Here is a 16,564-nt window from a genome sequence, read left to right on the forward strand (position 1 = left end):
CCCATTCATCTCCGTTCTCATGTGACTCGGTGCGACTGCTCTCCATGGCAGCGAACCAGTTCGGCTAGGAGTGTCGCCGTGAACATCGGTGAGATCGCCAAGCGTGCCGGTGTTTCACGGAGCACCGTTTCCTACGCCCTCAGTGGCAAGCGCACCGTCTCGGAGGAGACCCGCCGGAAGATCCAGAGGGTCATCGATGAGATGGGGTACCGGCCCAACGCGAGCGCGCGAGCTCTCGCCAACGGCCGGACCAGCACGATCGGCCTGGTGTTCCCGCCAGCCGGCAACCACTACACCGGGATGCAGTTGGACTTCATCGGCAGCGTGGTGGAGGCTGCCACGGCGCACGACTACGACGTCCTGATGTCACCGAGCGGCGTGGACAGCGACCGCTCGTTCCAGCGGCTGCTGGGCGAGCGGCGGGTGGACGGAGCCATCCTGATGGAGATCAGGCTGGAGGACGACCGCGTTGATCACATGACCGCGCTGGACTTTCCGTGCGTCGCCATCGGCCGTACTGCGCGACCGGAGGACGGCTGGTGGGTCGGTCTGGATCACACCGGTCTGGTGAAGTCCTGCGTGCATCATCTCGCCGACCTGGGTCACCGCACGATCGCCTTCGTCAACCGGCCGGATCACATGCTGCGGGCGGGATACGAGTCCGCACACCGAGGGCTGGAGGGGTTCACCAAGGCGGCTGCCGAGCGCGGGCTGACCGTGCGGACGTACTGCTGCGGGGACGACGCGGCGTCGGGCGAGGCGTGCATTGAGCAGATCCTCCGGGACGACCCGACCACCACGGCCGTGGTGACGCTGAACGAGGCTGCCCTGGGCGGCATCTACCGGGGACTCGCGCAGGCGGGCCGTCATGTGCCGCACGATTTCTCCGTCACCGGAGTGGTGGCCAGCCGATGGGCGGAAACGGTGACTCCTCAGCTCACCGCAGCGGATGTGCCGGCGGAGGAGATGGGCCGACGCGCTGTCGAACTACTCGTGGAACGCCTCGATCACCCCGGCGCGGCCCCCCGGCACCACCTCCTCGCCCCACCCATCTCCCTGCGGTCCAGCACGGGACCCGCGACCCCGACTTCCTTTGCCGGTTTCGCCCCGTAGTCCTGCATGCCGACATCGGTCCTCGGCCCGCATCACCCCCCCCCGCAGCGCCACGAGCCTGTTGCCATTGGCGCGCCGACGTTCCCTCGCACGTCCACACGATCTCTCACGCACATTTGCTCCAAGAACTAAGGAATCCGCAATGCGCAACATGTCGAGGAGCCGTCTCATCGCGACGGCCGCTCTGCTGACCGTCGTCTCCGTGACCGGTACCGCCTGTTCCTCGGACTCGGGCAGCACGAGTGCCGGGGATGACAGCGGTACCTACACCGTCTGGGACCCCTACCCGCAGTTCGACAAGTCGTCCGACTGGGCCAAGCTCCTCGACGACTGCGGCACTGAGGCCGGCGTGAAGATCAAGAGAACGGCCTACGACACGAGCGACCTGTCCAACAAGGCGCTGCTGGCGGCGCAGCAGGACAACTCCGCGGACGTACTCATAGTCGACAACCCGGTGGTGTCGACTCTGGCCGAAGCTGGTGTTCTCACCACGACCGACGAGAACAAGCTGGACACCTCCGCGGTGGACGCCAACCTGCTTGCGGCCGGCCAGTCGGACGGGAAGACCTACGGCACGCCGATCGGCGCCAACACCCTGGCCCTCTACTACAACAAGGGCGTGCTCGAGCAGGCTGGGGTGGACACCTCATCGGTCAAGGACTGGAAGTCGCTGACCGCGGCCCTGGAGAAGGTCACGAAGGCCGGCAAGAAGGGCATCACGTTCTCCGCCATCGGCACGGAAGAAGGCAGCTTCCAGTTCCTGCCGTGGTTCTGGGGCTCGGGCGCCGAGTTGACCGACCTCGGCTCCGACCGGGCAGTGTCCGCGCTCTCCCTGTGGCGGGACTGGCTGGAGAAGGGCTTCGCCCCGAACTCGGTCATCAACAACACCCAGACGACCAGCTGGCAGGAGTTCGCTAGCGGCGACTACGCCTTCGCGGAGAACGGCACATGGCAGCTTGCCAACGCCGAGAAGGTGGGATTCGACTACGGTGTGCTGCCCATTCCCGGTGTCAACGGTGGTAGCGCCGCGGCCCCGACCGGGGGTGAGTTCGTCACCGTCCCGGTACAGGGTGACACCGGCCGCTACGCCACTTCGCGGAAACTGGTCTCCTGCCTGACCAGTACGAAGAACCTCTACTCCACCGCCACCACCCTGTCGTACGTGGCGCCGACCGGCGACGTACAGGGCCGGCAGGTGGCGCAGGACCCCGGGTTGAAGCCCTGGGTCGACGCGGTGAAGGCTGCCAAGGGACGCACCAGTGACGATCTGGGCACTCGTTACCCCACGATATCCGAGCAGCTGTGGAAGGCCGTTCAGTCCGCTCTCAGCGGTGCCCAGTCGCCCAAGGACGCACTGGCCAAGGCTCAGTCCGCCGTCAAGTAGCCGGGAAGCGCGGGCCGTAAGATGAATCAAACGACGCAGCTGCCGGACCGCCGGCCTGCGCGTGCCGGGAGCGGGGCGACCGTGATCACCCCGCCCCCCGTGCGCACGCGAGCACGGCGTGGCCCGTCCTCTCAGCAATGGGCCGCCTGGGGCTTTCTCACCCCGGTGACGCTCTATCTCGTCCTCTTCTACGCCTACCCGCTGTGGCGCAACATCGACCTGAGCCTGCGGAACTACACCGTCCGGTCCTTTGTCCATGGCGATGCGCCGTTCACCGGCCTGGAGAACTACCTCACCGTCCTCGACGATCCGGTTTTCGCCCAAGCTCTGCTGCACACCGCGGTGTTCACCGTCGCGTGCCTCGTCTTCCAGTACGCCTTCGGCCTGGCTCTGGCGGTCTTCTTCAAGCAGCACTTCCCTCTGTCGGCGACCCTGCGCGCCCTGTTCCTCGTGCCATGGCTGCTGCCGCTCATCGTGTCGGCCTCCACCTGGTCGTGGATGCTCAACAGCGACTCCGGCATCGTCAACGCGGCCCTGCACGCGGTCGGCATCGATCCGGTGAACTGGCTGACCTCGCCGTCGTGGTCGCTCATCTCGGTGATCATCGCCAACATCTGGATCGGCGTGCCGTTCAACCTGGTCGTCCTCTACAGCGGCCTGCAGTCCATCCCGACCGCCCTGTACGAGGCAGCGGCCCTGGACGGAGCGAACGCCTGGCAGCGGTTCTGGCGCATCACCTTCCCCCTGCTGCGTCCGGTGTCCGCGATCACGCTGCTTCTGGGCCTGGTCTACACGCTCAAGGTCTTCGACATCATCTGGATCATGACCAAGGGCGGGCCGGCCGATTCGTCCACCACCTTCGCCACATGGTCCTACCAGCTCGGCTTCGGCAACGCCCTGCCCGCCTTCGGACCGGGGGCGGCCGTCGGAAACCTCCTCGTCGTCGCCGCCCTGGTCTTCGGTCTGATCTACCTGAAGGTCCAGCGAAAGCAGAACGCCTCATGACCGTCGTGTCCACGTCCCGACCGCGCCCGAGCCGCTGGTGGAAGACGGCCACAGGCACCGCGCTCACGGCGGTGATGCTCTTCCCGGTCTACTGGATGCTCAACGTGTCCTTCACCCGCGACCAGGACATGCGCAAGAACCCGCCGGACCTCTTCCCCACGCGGGGCACGCTGAGCGGCTACCGCATGGTCCTCGACGAGCAGTTGCCCTACCTCGGCACCAGCCTCCTCGTCGGCCTGGGTACCGTCGCCCTGACGATAACCCTCGCCGCGCCCGCCGGATACGCCCTGGCCAAACTCCACCCCCGAGGCGGCGGCGTCCTCAGCTTCGCACTGCTGGCCGCGCAGATGATCCCCGGCATCATCATGGCGATGGGTTTCTACGCCATCTATCTCCAACTCGGCCTGCTCCAGTCCGTGCCCGGCCTGATCGTCGCCGACTCCACCCTGGCCGTGCCCTTCGCGGTACTCATCTTCACGGCCTTCATGTCCGGCATACCGAAGGAACTGATCCAGGCCGCCACCATGGACGGAGCCGGAACCCTGCGCACCTTCTGGTCCGTCATCCTGCCGATCAGCCGCAACTCCGTCGTCACGGTGTCCCTGTTCGCGTTCCTGTGGTCCTGGTCGGACTTCATCTTCGCCAGCACCCTCGTCAACGGCGGCACTCACGAACCGATCACCCTCGGCATCTATCACTACATCGGCAACAACAACCAGGAATGGAACGCCATCATGGCCACCGCCGTCGTGGCCTCCCTGCCGGCCGCCGTCATCCTCGTGCTCGCCCAGCGCTACGTCGCCGCGGGCGTCACCGCCGGCGCCGTCAAGGACTGACCTCCCCGGCACAACTCTCCCTTCGCCACATGACGACATCGAGGAAACGAGTTCCCACCCCATGACCGCCCCCCGTTCCGGCCCGTCCTTCTCCGTCCACGACATTCCGTTCAGCACCTACGGATCCTGGTTCGACATCTCACCCGTGGTGGCGGAGAACACCTATGCCGAGGACCTTCACCTCGTTTCGCACCAGACCGGCATGCACGCGGTCCTGCGCCTGATTCCGCTGAACCCGGCGACCGGCGAGCGCGTCGACACGCGAATCGAGGCGAAACCGGACCTGCTCAGCTGGATCAGCACGGCCGGACGGATCGACCTCGCTTACGAGACGCCGGACACCGTACGACTGCGGGGACACGGCCTGGGCCTCGGCATTGCCGCAGCCGAGCAGGCCCTGACCCCGTTCAGCGGCACCTACTTCTACCGGGAGCCGCAAACCGAAGCACATGTTTTCACCTCCTACGAAACCGGGCGGCGCTACCGGATCACGCTCCTTTCCGGGGTCCTGGCAGAAGCAACTGGCGCCCAGGCTCTGGGGGCCGCTGATCGCGGTGTGGTCATCGGCACCGACGGCGACGGACACTGGGAGATCGCGGTCGAGGAGTACGAGACCGCTCGCCGCCCTTACGCGCCCTCCACGTCATTCGACGGGATCGTCGAAGCGGCACAGACCGCCTTCACCGCCTTCACCGACGACGTAGCGCCGTGGCGCTCCACCGGGACTTCCGCCGCGGAACTCGCCGCCTACGTGGTGTGGTCTGCGACCGTGCGCCCGGCGGGCTTCCTGACCCGACCGGCGGTGCTGATGTCGAAGCACTGGATGGACAAGGTGTGGAGCTGGGACCACTGCTTCAATGCCCTTGCCCTGGCCCCAGGACACCCCGGACTGGCCTGGGACCAATTCTTCCTGCCCTTCGACCACCAGGACGAAAGCGGGGCCCTGCCGGACTCGATCACCCACTCCGAGATCCTGCACAACTTCGTGAAGCCCCCCATCCACGGCTGGGCCTTCGGACACCTGCGCCGACGGCTCCCCACCCCGCTCACCCGGTCGCAACTGACCGACGCCTACGCCCGGCTCTCCCACTGGACCGACTTCTGGCTCACGGCACGCCGTGCACCCGGTGCTGTCCTGCCCCACTATCAGCACGGCAATGACAGCGGCTGGGACAACGCCACCACATTCGACCCCGAACGTGTCGTCGTCACCGCCGACCTGGCGGCCTTCCTCATCCTGCAGCTGCGCGAACTGGCCGAACTCGCCGCCGAACTGGGGCTTGAAGCCGACGCGCACCGATGGGCACGGACGGCCGGTACCCTCCAAGCGGCCACCTTCGCCGAGCTGTGGACGGGGGAGAGGTTCGCCACCCGTGCCGCCGACGGCACCGACACCTGGACCAGTGCCAGCCTTCTCGACCTGATGCCGATCGTGCTGGGCGAGTACCTGCCCGACGACATCAGTGCCCTACTGGCCGGAAGGATTCAGTCCCATCTGACCCCCCACGGTCTGGCCACCGAACAGCCCGCTTCACCGCACTACCTCTCGGACGGCTACTGGCGTGGTCCCATATGGGCCCCGTCCACCGTGCTGATCGAGGACGGCTTGCGCCGTGCCGGGCATCACCGCCTCGCGGACGACATCAGCGCCCGGTTCCGTGCTCTGTGCGAGGTGTCCGGTTTCGCGGAGAACTTCGACGCCCTCACGGGCACGGGCCTGCGTGACCGCGCATACACTTGGACCGCGAGCAGCTACCTCCTGCTGGCCGAAGCACACGAACGGCGCCGCGCCGAGTCGGCACGGAGGGCGGGGGTGTGACCAGCCATCATGGCTGAACGTGTTCAGGCTGTAGCGGTTGTGCGCTCCAGGTCGGACGGCGCGGCTGTCCTACTCCATGTCTCGTGTGGGCGGCCGTCTTGGGGGTAATGATGCGTCGTGGCGGGTGCCGGCCGTGAAAATGGGCATCGTGCACGCCCACGCGCACCACTGTGAACTCAAGCCACGCTGCAGTCTGCGAGGTCTCATCGCTCACCGTGCACGAACTCGTCGGACGGGGCGGTCGGCGGCGATGGAAAGGTTTCTGAGGCGTAGGTGGTGCCGTCGAAGTTCGGCAGTTCCTCTGAGCGGAGGGTGAGCTTGTTCTCTCCCTTCTTGAGCTGCACCGGGACGGTCAGCCCCCAGAAGTCGTTGTGGTGGAAGGTGTGCGGGAAGCCGACGTGCCGCGGCTCGCCGCCGTTGACGGTGAGGTCGGCATGGCGGGCCAGCGGGTCCGGGTTGTAGTGGGTGGCCGGGGACTGTTCGGGGTTGGAGTAGCGAAAACGCAGCGCGTACAGGCCTGCCTTGCCCGCGGCGACGGTGAACGTGGCCGTGTTGCCGTTGCCCGGGTCACCGCCGATGCCGGTGATCGCGTTGCCGTCCGTGGCCAGCGACAACGGGCTGAGCTTGGCCGAACCGGCGAGGATGGAGTCCTGCGCCTCGTACGTACTCGTCGTGAGGGTTCCCTCGGTCGGGGCAACCGTCAGGCGGTCCACGAGGGTGGTCGAGCAACCCCCCGTCACCGTCACCTTGTTGACGCCGCCGGACAGGGATGCGCGACGCTGTTCCCGCCCCTGTGCAGGCGCAGGACGCTCTGGTCGTTGACGGAGACGAGGGCTCCCGTGCCGCCGAGGGTGCCGATCTTGAGAGTGGCTTCGCGATCGGCCGGGGAGTAGACCCAGAAGGTAGCGGTCCCCTTCTTCGGGAGTCGGACAGCGTCCGAGCAACAACGTGAGGTTGGCCGCTCCAGTCCGTGACTCCGCAGTGACAGCGCACCGCAGGATACGGGACCGGCTGCGGCGACGGCGTTAGGGCGGGAACGGGATCGCCGCCACAGCCGGTCTGCGTCATCAGGTGCCCCACCCTCGTGCGTGCAGTCGCCGGATGGATGCTCTCTTTGCCGCAGCCACCTCGGTGACGTCGGCTATCTTGCCGCAGCAAAGTGCCCTCGCCGGCGGCCTCGGAAAACCGCCACCGCCCGCCCGCACCCGCAGTCTCCCCGTCTTGACGCCACGGTCATACCGGTCGCCGCCCGGCCCGACGGTGCTCTGTACCTGCCGAAGGGCGCCCGCACAGGTGGACGTGGCGCTGGGCATCTCCCGACGGATGCGGAGGCCGACACGGTGCGGTCTCCCTGCTCTGCGCCCGTGCGGCGCCGGTCCCCGATGGTGGCAACCGTGCCGGCAGAGCCGGTGCTCCCGGCGCGGCCACTTCTCGGGGTGGGTCTTGGGTAGGGCCTGAGTACCGCATGGCGCGCCGGCACGCACCCTGCGGCGGCCCTCCTGGTCGGCGGCGCCCCTGTAGCCAGGCGCCGACCGTGTCACGGGACAGCGGTGGTTCGGTGACCTTGGACAGGTCGGGGAAGTCCTGCTGCGGTGAGGAGGTCGAGCAGGACGGGCAGGGCGAGGCCGGTGGACAGCGCACAGGCCGCTAGACCGCTGAGGATGCCGATTGTGCCCTCGGCCGGGCCGCAGGCGGCCTTGTGCTGTCCTGGCTGAGTGGCGGACACATCGGCGCGTCCTGGGCGATCTCCCGTACCAGGAAGAACGTCACCGCGGTCCGAGGCACGGGCGCGGCGGTCCCGGCCGGTGCGCAACCGGCTGAGCCGGCCTCGATCCCCGGCCATCGCCCCTGCCGTCCGTTCCCCCTTTTTCCCGCTCAGGCGGAGGAGATGGGCGATAGCGGCTCTCACAGGAAGGCCGGCGGCCGACCACGCCGAAATCGGATGCCGGGCGTTTGTCGCCGGAGTCAGCGTGGGGGAGTGGGCGGGACGGCGTCGGGAACGGCGCGGTCGGCCTTGGCTGCGTCGGCGAGGGCGGCGGCAGCGGCTTCCGCGGCCTGAGCCGTGTCGCTGGCGGCCTGCGCCGCCATGTCGTCCGAGGATTTTTCGCGGGTGGCCGGCGACTGCGGCAGCACCTCACTGAAGGCACGCGACACACCCTGGAGCGCAGAGGTCATCTCGCTCGGGATCACCCAGAACGTGCTGCCCGGGCCTTGCGCGAGCTGGGGCAGCATCTGGAGGTACTGGTAGGCGAGCAGTTTGGGATCGGGGTCGTTGCGGTGCACGGCCTGGAAGACGTCGTCGATGGCCCGGGACTGGCCCTCGGCCTGGAGGATCGCAGCGGTGCGGTTGCCCTCCGCTCGCAGGACGGCGGCCTGCTTGTCGCCCTCGGCGGTGAGGATCTGCGACTGGCGCTGCCCCTCGGCGTTGAGGATCGCGGCTCGTTTGTCCCGCTCGGCCCGCATCTGCTTCTGCATCGCGTCCTTGATGGACTGCGGAGGGTCGATGGCCTTGATCTCCACCCGGTTGACCCTCAGCCCCCATTTGCCGGTCGCTTCGTCCAGCACGCCGCGGAGCTGGCTGTTGATGGTGTCCCGGGATGTGAGGGTCTTTTCCAGGTCCATGGATCCCACGACGTTGCGAAGGGTGGTGACGGTGAGCTGCTCGACCGCCTGGAGGAAATTCGCGATCTCGTAGAACGCCGCTCGCGGATCGGTGACCTGAAAGTACAGGACGGTGTCGATCTCGACGACCAGGTTGTCCTCGGTGATGACCGGCTGCGGTTTGAAGGAGACGACTTGTTCCCGCAGGTCGATCAGCGGGTGCACGCGGTCGATGTAAGGAATGACGAGATTGAGGCCTGGATTCAAGGTCCGGTGATACCGGCCCAAACGCTCGACATTACGGGCGCGCGCCTGGGGCACGATACGGACCGCCCGCACCACGGTGAAAACGGCGATCAGTGCGACGATCACGCCGGCGATGAGGAGAGCCGAAGTTTCCATGATCTCAGTCCCTGGGGTAGACGATCGCGGTGGCGCCCTTGATCTCTATGACATCGACGGTCTTTCCGGAAGGAATCACCAGCGTCTCGTCGTAGGCGCGTGCCGTCCACTCCTCGCCGTCTATGCGGACCCTGCCGTCCAGGCCCGTCACGTCGGAGACCACGTAGGCAGCCCTGCCGACCAGCGCATCCACACCGAATCGCTCCACTTGCGGCTGGAGCACGTGGCGCAGCGCAATGGGGCGCACGAAAAGCACGGTGACCGTGGCGACAAGAGCGAACACCAGGAACTGGAAAGACGGCGGCAGACCGATCGCGGCGGCTCCCGCCGTGACCAGCGCCGCCGCGCTCAGCATTCCCAGGAAAACGGTAAGGGCGAACACTTCCGCCAGCGCCAGCATGGCTGCGACGATCAACCAAATCAGCCATGGATCCATTGCATGCCTACTCTCACCAGTGCGGGTGTGAAAGAGCCCCTCTGTAACCATTGCACATTGCTGGGGGACAGTCGCGGCACTTCAGCTGAGGTTCCCCGAGATGCGGAAGGTGGTGACAGACAGTCGCACATCACTCGCAGAGAGGAGCCCGGCCGATGCCTGCCCCGAGGGAAATACCCGCTGGAGTTGCGTGAGCGTGTGGCGCGGATGTGTCGACGGCGCTTGAATCGTGGTTCTGGATCAATTTCAGTGCCAGGCCCACGGAGGGTCACCGAAACCGCGATCGTGAACGGTCTCGCGCGGTGAGAGGACGCGTTTGCGGAGCAGGTCGAAGTCGGCGCGGCCGAACATCTGCCTCTTCAGCATCTCGATCTTGTTGTTGTGGCCGTCAACGGCGCCGGAGCTGTAGCGGAGGCTGAGGCCGGCGACGACGGCGTCGATGTCCTGGCCGAGGCCGGTGACGAAGGCCTGCAGGGAGGGCAGGTCATCGACCTGGACGCTGGCGATCCACCGGCCAAGGCGTTTGCCCTGGCGGTTGTCCGTGAACTCGGCGAATGCGCGGACGTGGTGGGAGGTTCGGTCGAGCGCGGGGCAGCGGGTCGGGATCGTTTCGAGCTGCTGGGCCTGATCGTCGGTGAGGCGGTCGGGGTTGCGGGTGAGCCAGCTGGTCACGTCCCGCACCGACGGTGCTCTGCGAGGCGGGTCATGCGGGAAGCTTTCGCGGAGCTTGGCCACGTACTTCTTCACGACGCTCTCGCCGCCGGTGTAGCCGTGCTCGCGGACTTCCTTGAACAGGCGGCGGGCGACGGTGCAGCCCTGTGCTCACCGCTGGTGCAGAAGGCTTGTAGGGGTCGAGGATGCTGGTGCGGCCGGCCCACCGGCCGACCAGGAGCTCGTCCGCGTCCGCGGCGCCTGCGAAGCGGCGGACCGTGATGCGGGCCAGCCCGAGCCGGCGGGCAATCGCACGCAGTCCGACGCCTTGGTCGAGGGGAGCATGGACGGCCGTGTGCTGTTCACGGACGCGGTCGGAAAGCCGGCCGGTTGTCCGCGGCCCGGTGGGAGGGGGTGGTTCGAGGTGGCCATCTTGCGCGGGTACCAGCTGCGTGGCCTGGCCTGGCTGGACCGGCTCACCCGTCTCGGCCTGGGTGCTTGTCTCGCGGACGACATGGGGCTCGGCAAGACCATCACCGCCATCGCCCTCCACCTGCGCCGACAGGAGGATCCGAGAACGGCCTGCGGCCCCACCCTGGTGGTATGTCCCGCCTCGCTGCTGGGCAATTGGGGGCGGGAGATCGACAGGTTCGCACCCGGTACGCCCTGGCGCCGCCATCACGGACCCGCACGCGACCTCGGTGACCTCCGGCCCGGGGAGATCGTCCTCACCACCTACGGCACACTCCGCCGTGACCTGTCCGACCTCTGCATGGCCCGCGAACGACTCCTGACCCGGCCGCTTCCTGGCCTCTCCGGCTCACCCCTGCTGCGCCGCACCGGCGGCCGCCACCGTCCGGCCCGTACCGCAATTCGACGTCCCGACCCACCAGTTGGAGCCGTCCGGGCATCGGGCTGACCGAGGCGAGCCGTCATGAGAGCGCCTGGTCCGCGTCGTCGTACACAAGGAGGTGGTCGTCGCGAAGGCGCACCCCTGGTGTCGGATGGTGCGCTGTGAGGCGTCCGTCGTGCATCAGGTGGTGGACGGGGATTCCGCGGGCCAGGACGGCGAAGTCGCCGATCAGGCGCCGGTGGCATCGCCACCACACCGCTTCGCTACACATCACCGCGGTGCGCTCCCGACCCGCTTGGTGCATGAGGGCGTCCATGGCGGCGACGAACTCCGGGCTGCGGGTATGAGCGGCGTAGCCGCGGAAGGACGCGTTGCGCCATACCGTGTCGGGCGAGCCCGGCACCGGTTTGCGAAAGCCGCCCAGTCGCGGTTCCCACCGGTAGGCGATGCCCTCTTCGGGCATCCACTGGGCGAGCCGCTGCCGTGACAGGTCCGGGTCACGTCGGCTGCCGGGCGCGGTCCTGACATCCACGACGGCGGCAACGCCGGCTTCCCTCAGGAGTCCTGCCAGCGTTCCCCGGTCCGCCGTGCTGTGGCCGAAAGTGATCAGTTCGAGCGGGGGCGACGGGAACCCCCCGTCAACGGTGCCATCGTCGGTCATGCATTGAGTGCAGCAGCTCCCGGCCAGCGTCGCACTGTCCGATCCAGCCATCGCCGCCGGTCCGTGATGGAGGAGTGACGGGTTCCGCCGGCCTGCTCATCACGTCGGTGCGCCTGCTGGACAGGTGCTGCAGCGTGCTGAATGCTCAGCGACTCCTCCAGCGAAGGCGGCGACCGGCGATGTCGGCAGGTACACGCCAGCGCGAGAGTGCCGGCCGGAAGCCAGGCGAAGTTCCACAGCCCTGCGCGGTATGGGCATCCCGTCGCGTGTCCGGCATCGCGGTGACAGGGGCCGTCCTCCCCGCACAGCCATCGGGCGTCGGGATAGCGGGACGAATCGTGCAGCCGGCAGCCGAATCGGGCGGAGAACTGGGTCGTGGAAGGCCGGTCGTCGCTGCCGGTGATCGCCGGGCACCTGCCCGTGCTCCGTCTGTCCGGGCTGTCCGGGCTGACCGGCGTCCCGGGCCAGGTGGCGTGTCCTTGCGGCTGGTCGTCACCTGTCGCATGCTGCAGACGACGGCTGACAGGGTCATTGAACTGCGCGGCGAGTACGAGGCCCGTTATGCCGCCCTGCGCCGTGAGTTTTCAAACGCCATGTCGCCTGCGCATGTGTCGTCCTCGCCGGTACGAGTGCGGTGGGCTGCCTGGCTGGTGTGCTCGGCCGTTGACCCTCTCTGTAGGAGGCGGAGGCGAATACCGACGCAGGAAGCTGAACGGCTGTACCGCGCCGCGGCCGGCACCGCGGCTGCGCGCCGTTCTGCGGCTGATCGGAAGTCGGCCGGGTGTCCTGCGGCAGCGTGCCGCTGGGCATCGGCTTGCGCAGGCAGTCGCGATGGGCGGCGACGCAGGTCAGCAGCGGGCGTTCCTTGCACTCACTCATGCCGCAGCCTCTCGCTCACGCTCGGCAAGGACACCGCGTTCGTGGGGCGTCGTGTGACCCACCGAATCCTCTGACCAGACCATCACCAGTGTCTCGACACGGACCGCACTCCGTGTCGGGGCGCTGCGCCATGCCCGGCCTTGCGGCCTTACCCCGCAACCGGCCACCGTTCGCGGCGTCCGCCTGCGGCCGCGGCGCCGACGTCGCCCACTGCCGCTCGGCAGGCCTGGAGGCCGAGGGCTTCGACCACACGACGACCTCGGCTGGCCCCGCCCCGAGCGGAGAGGGTTCGACCTGGTCACCTCGATGTTCGTCGTGCAGGGTGTCGCGTACAGGCTGGGCAGCGGCGCCGTGACGCTGCTGATCCTGTGGTGGGAGACCCGCCGCTGATCTCGCTGTGGGCCCGCACTCGGCTGCGGGCCCACAGCTCAGCACTGCCGTAGCCACCCGGTGCCAGGGAAAATGGGTTCGTTCGTTTCGCCCACTGTGGACCGTTACGGCCTCTATGCTGTGCCCCGTGACGAGGAGGGGGACCCACCAGCAACCACAGTCCTGGTGGTCTCAATATGACTCTTCTCCGGCTGCGTACACGTCATTTCTAATTGACGGGCAGCGCAGGCTCTTGAGTCTGGCTGATCTTGCGGGCTACGACATTGCGGGCGCCACCGGGGTCGGCTTTGGAAAGACCGTCGAGTAGGGCATGCTACCGAACCCGCCGTCGAGCTGCTGATCCGACACCCACAGACTGCCGAAAGACCTGCTCATCGGCCTGCGCCAGGAGGGATGAGGCGGCGGCGTGCCCACCCCGTGTCCGGAAAACGCGGGGGCGGGCGGGCCTTCCCCTACGATGCCCCGGTAGTCGTCGCGACTGACCGAGCCATCACCGAACGGGGCCGACTGGGGGACACATGGACGCACAGGACGGGCACGCGCCGGGAACACACGCACCGGATGGCGCTCGTCCCGGCGGCCCCCTCCCGGACCGGAGCCTCCGCGCGACGGGCATCGGGGCGGTGGCGATCGCGCTGTGGGCGTCGCTCGCGCTCTTCACGACCCTCACCGGACGGATCCCGCCCTTCCAGCTCACCGCGATGGCTTTCGCGGTCGGCGGCGTCATCGGACTGCCCCGCGCCCTCCGGGGCGGCGCGGCGCTCGCGCGCGGACTTCCGGCGGGCGCCTGGGCCCTCGGCGTCGGTGGCCTCTTCGGCTACCACTTCTTCTACTTCCTGGCCCTGCGCAATGCGCCTCCCGTCGACGCCGGGCTCATCGCCTACCTGTGGCCGCTGCTGATCGTCGTGTTCTCCGCGCTCCTCCCCGGCGAGCGGCTGCGCTGGTGGCACACGGCCGGCGCGGTCCTCGGGCTCGGCGGCACCTTCCTCCTGGTCACCGGCGGGCAGGGCGTGCACTTCCGGGGCGAGTACGCGCTGGGGTACGCGGCGGCCGGGGTCTGCGCCCTGGTGTGGTCCGCGTACTCGGTGGCCAACCGCCGCTACCCGCAGGTCCCCACGGACGTCGTCGCGTTCTTCTGCCTGGCCACGGCCTTGCTCGCGGCCATGTGCCACCTGCTGTTCGAGACCACGGTCCGCCCCGACGGCTGGCAGTGGGCCGCCGTGCTCGTCCTGGGCCTCGGCCCGGTCGGCGGCGCCTTCTACGTCTGGGACCACGGCACCAAGCGCGGTGACATCCGCCTCCTGGGCACCCTTTCCTACTTCGCCCCCCTGCTCTCCACCGCCCTGCTGGTCGCGACCGGACGCGCCGCCGCCACCTGGGCCGTCGGCGCCGCCTGCGTCCTCATCACCGGCGGAGCGATGCTGGCCTCCTCGGACGCGCTGCGCCGCTCGGCGCGCCGCGGGAGCTGAGCCGTACGCCCGGCCCGTGCCACCGTACGAGCCCTATCGGCGCGCGAGCCGCGCACCCGGCCACGGGGGGCGAAGGCCGGGACCCGGCGTCAGGCGTCCACCGGCCAGGTGCCCCGGCGGACCATCTCGGTGACCCGCTCGGCACCGTTGGCCCGCACCAGCAGTTCGAGCCGCATCCGCTCGATGTCCTCGGCCGTCCACTCGTCCGTGGCCATGGTCGCCTTCTCGTGCGACCAGCCGTTGTCGTAGTGGCGCACGACGTAGTCCTTCTGGAAGTCCCACATCTTGGTGCCCGGCAGCGGGGTCACGATGAACGGGTTGGCGTACGCCATGCCGTGGCCCATGAGCGTGACCGCGTAGTCGATGGTCTTCTCAATCTGCTCCAAGGACTCGATGTATGGGGCCCGGCCGGGCGCCTCCGGCGGGTTGACGAAGCCGAGCATGAAACCGCCGGTCACCTGGATCCCGTACTCGGTGAACATCTCCACTATCTCGCCCGTGGCCTGCTGGATCGCGTTGAGGCGGGACTTGCCGGACTGTTTCAGGCTGTCCTCGTTGGCGCTCTCCACGGCAAGGTAGACGCTGTAGCAGCCGCCGTCCGCCATCGCCTTGATCAGGTCGCGGCAGGTCAGCCCGGACCGCATTGCCGCGAGGACGTTGCGGAAGTTGGGGTCGCGCCGCTCGCTCTCGTCCATCGTGTCCGCGAACGCGGCCCCCAGGTGCAGCAGCACGAGGTTGAACAGGCTCAGGCCGCCCTCCTCCACCCACGGCAGGTCGTGCTTGCGCAGCAGCTTGAAGACCCGCATCGCGTACAAAGGATCGTGCAGCAGGTGGTCGTCCTCGATGAGGACCTCGGTCACGCCCTGCTTGGTGATCTCGGCGAGGTGGAGGTCGAACCAGTCGGTCCCGAGCGCCCGCCACGGCCCGTTCACCATCGGTATGTAGCAGAAGTCGCAGCCGACGTTGCAGCCGATCGTCGAGAAGATCTGCGCCCAGGAGCCGTGTGCGCGTACCCGCTTGCCCGAGGAGTGGTACGGCTGCTCGTACTGGCTCATGTCCAGGAGCCCGAAGTCCGGCAGGGGAATCATGCCGAGCCGTTGGTCGAGCCCCTGCCGCTTGGGCAGGATCCGCATGTACGGGGACCCGGCGGTCGTGCGGACCACGGCCCCGTCCGGGCGCCGGTAGGCGATGCCGGGCACGGCGTCGATGTCGCCGCCCTCTTCGGTCAGCGCCCGCAGGAGCGCAGTGAAGGTCTGGTCGGCCTCGTTGATGACCACGTGGTCGAAGGGGGAGTCCGGCACGGCGTTGCGCCAGTCGCCGCTGGGGTGGGAGCCGCCGGTGACGGTCACGATCGAGGGGTCGATCTCCTTGACCAGGTCGGCGAGGGCGCGGGCGTTGCCCCACTGGACGGTGTAGATGCACTGCACGCCGACGACGTCCGGCTCGAACTCCTCGATGACGGCCCGGAGCTGGGCGTCGTCGAGGCCGTAGCGGACCAGGGCGCTGCCCTGCCCGAGATCGATGAGCCGGCGCTCCTGCTCCCAGCCGGCGAACGGCGAGTCCACGATGCGCACGTCGAATCCGGCGAGGCGGGCGTTGGTCGCGATGCGCAGCAGCCCGATCGGCGTGCCGGCCCGCTTCATGACCTCGAAGGTGTCGAGACCGAGCGCCTGGAAGCTGCTGCCCTCCGGAGAGGGCTCCACGACCCGGGTGTACGAGGGCACGAGGAGCAGCACCCGGGGGGCCTCCCCGCGCGCCCGGCGCCGCGCGCCCGACGGTGAGGTGCGCAAGGAGGGCCGGTCGAGGTGGCGCAGCGGGGCTCGCTGCGGGGCACTGGAGAAGGTGATGGTGGGATTCTCGATGAGCACGGGCGCATGGGACCCGGTACGCGTCATGAGCACTCCAAATGCCGGGACTGCAGGGAGAGTTCACTCAGATCGTGGCCTCTGCACCTCTCGACGGCCGCTGCTTCGGCGGAAATGGCGGGAATGCGTATGCTCCGGCTCGCCCGCAGGACGTCCGCACGTCACCTGTTGGGAGCCTGTGCCGTGATGGTCGGGGGCTG

Annotated in this window: 12 protein-coding genes and 1 pseudogene; 7 read left to right on the plus strand and 6 right to left on the minus strand. The window is 68.3% G+C overall.

Going from position 1 to position 16,564, the window contains the following annotated elements; genetic code table 11:
- Window positions 1-78: 78 nt before the first annotated feature.
- The 5 genes from ACZ6KF_RS26770 (at window position 79) to ACZ6KF_RS26790 (ending at window position 6,157) form a co-directional block, all read left to right on the plus strand.
- Window positions 79-1,113, plus strand: coding sequence for a LacI family DNA-binding transcriptional regulator (locus ACZ6KF_RS26770; protein ID WP_356634698.1), 1,035 nt, complete (start codon window positions 79-81; stop codon window positions 1,111-1,113).
- 142 nt (window positions 1,114-1,255) lie between these two features.
- The gene (locus tag ACZ6KF_RS26775) at window positions 1,256-2,497 is read left to right on the plus strand and encodes a sugar ABC transporter substrate-binding protein (protein WP_469240685.1); all 1,242 of its coding nucleotides are present in this window, start codon (window positions 1,256-1,258) and stop codon (window positions 2,495-2,497) included.
- Window positions 2,498-2,518: 21 nt separating this feature from the next.
- Complete coding sequence (locus ACZ6KF_RS26780) at window positions 2,519-3,502, plus strand: carbohydrate ABC transporter permease (protein WP_469160818.1); 984 nt, start codon at window positions 2,519-2,521, stop codon at window positions 3,500-3,502.
- Entirely contained in the window at window positions 3,499-4,338 is an 840-nt protein-coding gene (locus ACZ6KF_RS26785; RefSeq protein WP_469160819.1) for a carbohydrate ABC transporter permease, read from the plus strand. The genes ACZ6KF_RS26780 and ACZ6KF_RS26785 overlap by 4 nt, the downstream gene beginning before the upstream one ends.
- Window positions 4,339-4,399: 61 nt before the next feature.
- Window positions 4,400-6,157 (plus strand): amylo-alpha-1,6-glucosidase, encoded by a 1,758-nt coding sequence (locus ACZ6KF_RS26790; RefSeq protein ID WP_469160820.1) that lies wholly within the window; start codon window positions 4,400-4,402, stop codon window positions 6,155-6,157.
- A gap of 203 nt (window positions 6,158-6,360) precedes the next feature.
- On the opposite strand, the gene ACZ6KF_RS26795 is transcribed toward ACZ6KF_RS26790, so the two are convergent.
- The 4 genes from ACZ6KF_RS26795 to ACZ6KF_RS26810 all read right to left on the minus strand — a co-directional run bounded on the left by ACZ6KF_RS26795 (window position 6,361) and on the right by ACZ6KF_RS26810 (window position 10,343).
- The gene (locus ACZ6KF_RS26795) at window positions 6,361-6,870 is read right to left on the minus strand and encodes a hypothetical protein (protein ID WP_469240687.1); all 510 of its coding nucleotides are present in this window, start codon (window positions 6,868-6,870) and stop codon (window positions 6,361-6,363) included.
- Window positions 6,871-8,122: 1,252 nt separating this feature from the next.
- Window positions 8,123-9,160, minus strand: coding sequence for an SPFH domain-containing protein (locus ACZ6KF_RS26800; RefSeq protein WP_469240689.1), 1,038 nt, complete (start codon window positions 9,158-9,160; stop codon window positions 8,123-8,125).
- A 4-nt stretch (window positions 9,161-9,164) separates the two neighbouring features.
- Window positions 9,165-9,596, minus strand: a complete 432-nt coding sequence (locus ACZ6KF_RS26805) for an NfeD family protein (RefSeq protein WP_469240691.1) — start codon at window positions 9,594-9,596, stop codon at window positions 9,165-9,167.
- Between the two features lie 246 nt (window positions 9,597-9,842).
- Window positions 9,843-10,343, minus strand: coding sequence for an ISL3 family transposase (locus ACZ6KF_RS26810; protein ID WP_469240692.1), 501 nt, complete (start codon window positions 10,341-10,343; stop codon window positions 9,843-9,845).
- A 331-nt stretch (window positions 10,344-10,674) separates the two neighbouring features.
- Between ACZ6KF_RS26810 and ACZ6KF_RS26815 the strand changes: the two are divergent.
- Window positions 10,675-11,016, plus strand: a pseudogene (locus ACZ6KF_RS26815) (SNF2-related protein); the annotation flags it as partial.
- Window positions 11,017-11,179: 163 nt separating this feature from the next.
- Here ACZ6KF_RS26815 and ACZ6KF_RS26820 read toward each other — a convergent pair.
- Window positions 11,180-11,761 carry a DUF488 domain-containing protein gene (locus ACZ6KF_RS26820; protein ID WP_469240694.1) on the minus strand — a complete coding sequence of 194 codons (582 nt, stop codon included), beginning with the start codon at window positions 11,759-11,761 and terminating at the stop codon, window positions 11,180-11,182.
- A 1,787-nt stretch (window positions 11,762-13,548) separates the two neighbouring features.
- Between ACZ6KF_RS26820 and yddG the strand changes: the two genes are divergently transcribed.
- The gene (yddG, locus tag ACZ6KF_RS26825; protein ID WP_469160824.1) at window positions 13,549-14,499 is read left to right on the plus strand and encodes an aromatic amino acid exporter YddG; all 951 of its coding nucleotides are present in this window, start codon (window positions 13,549-13,551) and stop codon (window positions 14,497-14,499) included.
- A gap of 89 nt (window positions 14,500-14,588) precedes the next feature.
- On the opposite strand, the gene ACZ6KF_RS26830 is transcribed toward yddG, so the two are convergent.
- Window positions 14,589-16,367 carry a B12-binding domain-containing radical SAM protein gene (locus tag ACZ6KF_RS26830; protein ID WP_469240696.1) on the minus strand — a complete coding sequence of 593 codons (1,779 nt, stop codon included), beginning with the start codon at window positions 16,365-16,367 and terminating at the stop codon, window positions 14,589-14,591.
- Window positions 16,368-16,564: the final 197 nt, after the last annotated feature.

It is taken from the genome of Streptomyces sp. NPDC046379 (genome assembly GCF_055587785.1).

Coding starts and splice junctions, on each gene's coding strand:
- ACZ6KF_RS26780 (WP_469160818.1), top strand. CDS start 2,519: ATGAATCAAACGACGCAGCTGCCGGACCGCCGGCCTGCGCGTGCCGGG.
- yddG (WP_469160824.1), top strand. CDS start 13,549: ATGGACGCACAGGACGGGCACGCGCCGGGAACACACGCACCGGATGGC.
- ACZ6KF_RS26790 (WP_469160820.1), top strand. CDS start 4,400: ATGACCGCCCCCCGTTCCGGCCCGTCCTTCTCCGTCCACGACATTCCG.
- ACZ6KF_RS26805 (WP_469240691.1), bottom strand. CDS start 9,596: ATGGATCCATGGCTGATTTGGTTGATCGTCGCAGCCATGCTGGCGCTG.
- ACZ6KF_RS26820 (WP_469240694.1), bottom strand. CDS start 11,761: ATGACCGACGATGGCACCGTTGACGGGGGGTTCCCGTCGCCCCCGCTC.
- ACZ6KF_RS26785 (WP_469160819.1), top strand. CDS start 3,499: ATGACCGTCGTGTCCACGTCCCGACCGCGCCCGAGCCGCTGGTGGAAG.
- ACZ6KF_RS26775 (WP_469240685.1), top strand. CDS start 1,256: ATGCGCAACATGTCGAGGAGCCGTCTCATCGCGACGGCCGCTCTGCTG.
- ACZ6KF_RS26800 (WP_469240689.1), bottom strand. CDS start 9,160: ATGGAAACTTCGGCTCTCCTCATCGCCGGCGTGATCGTCGCACTGATC.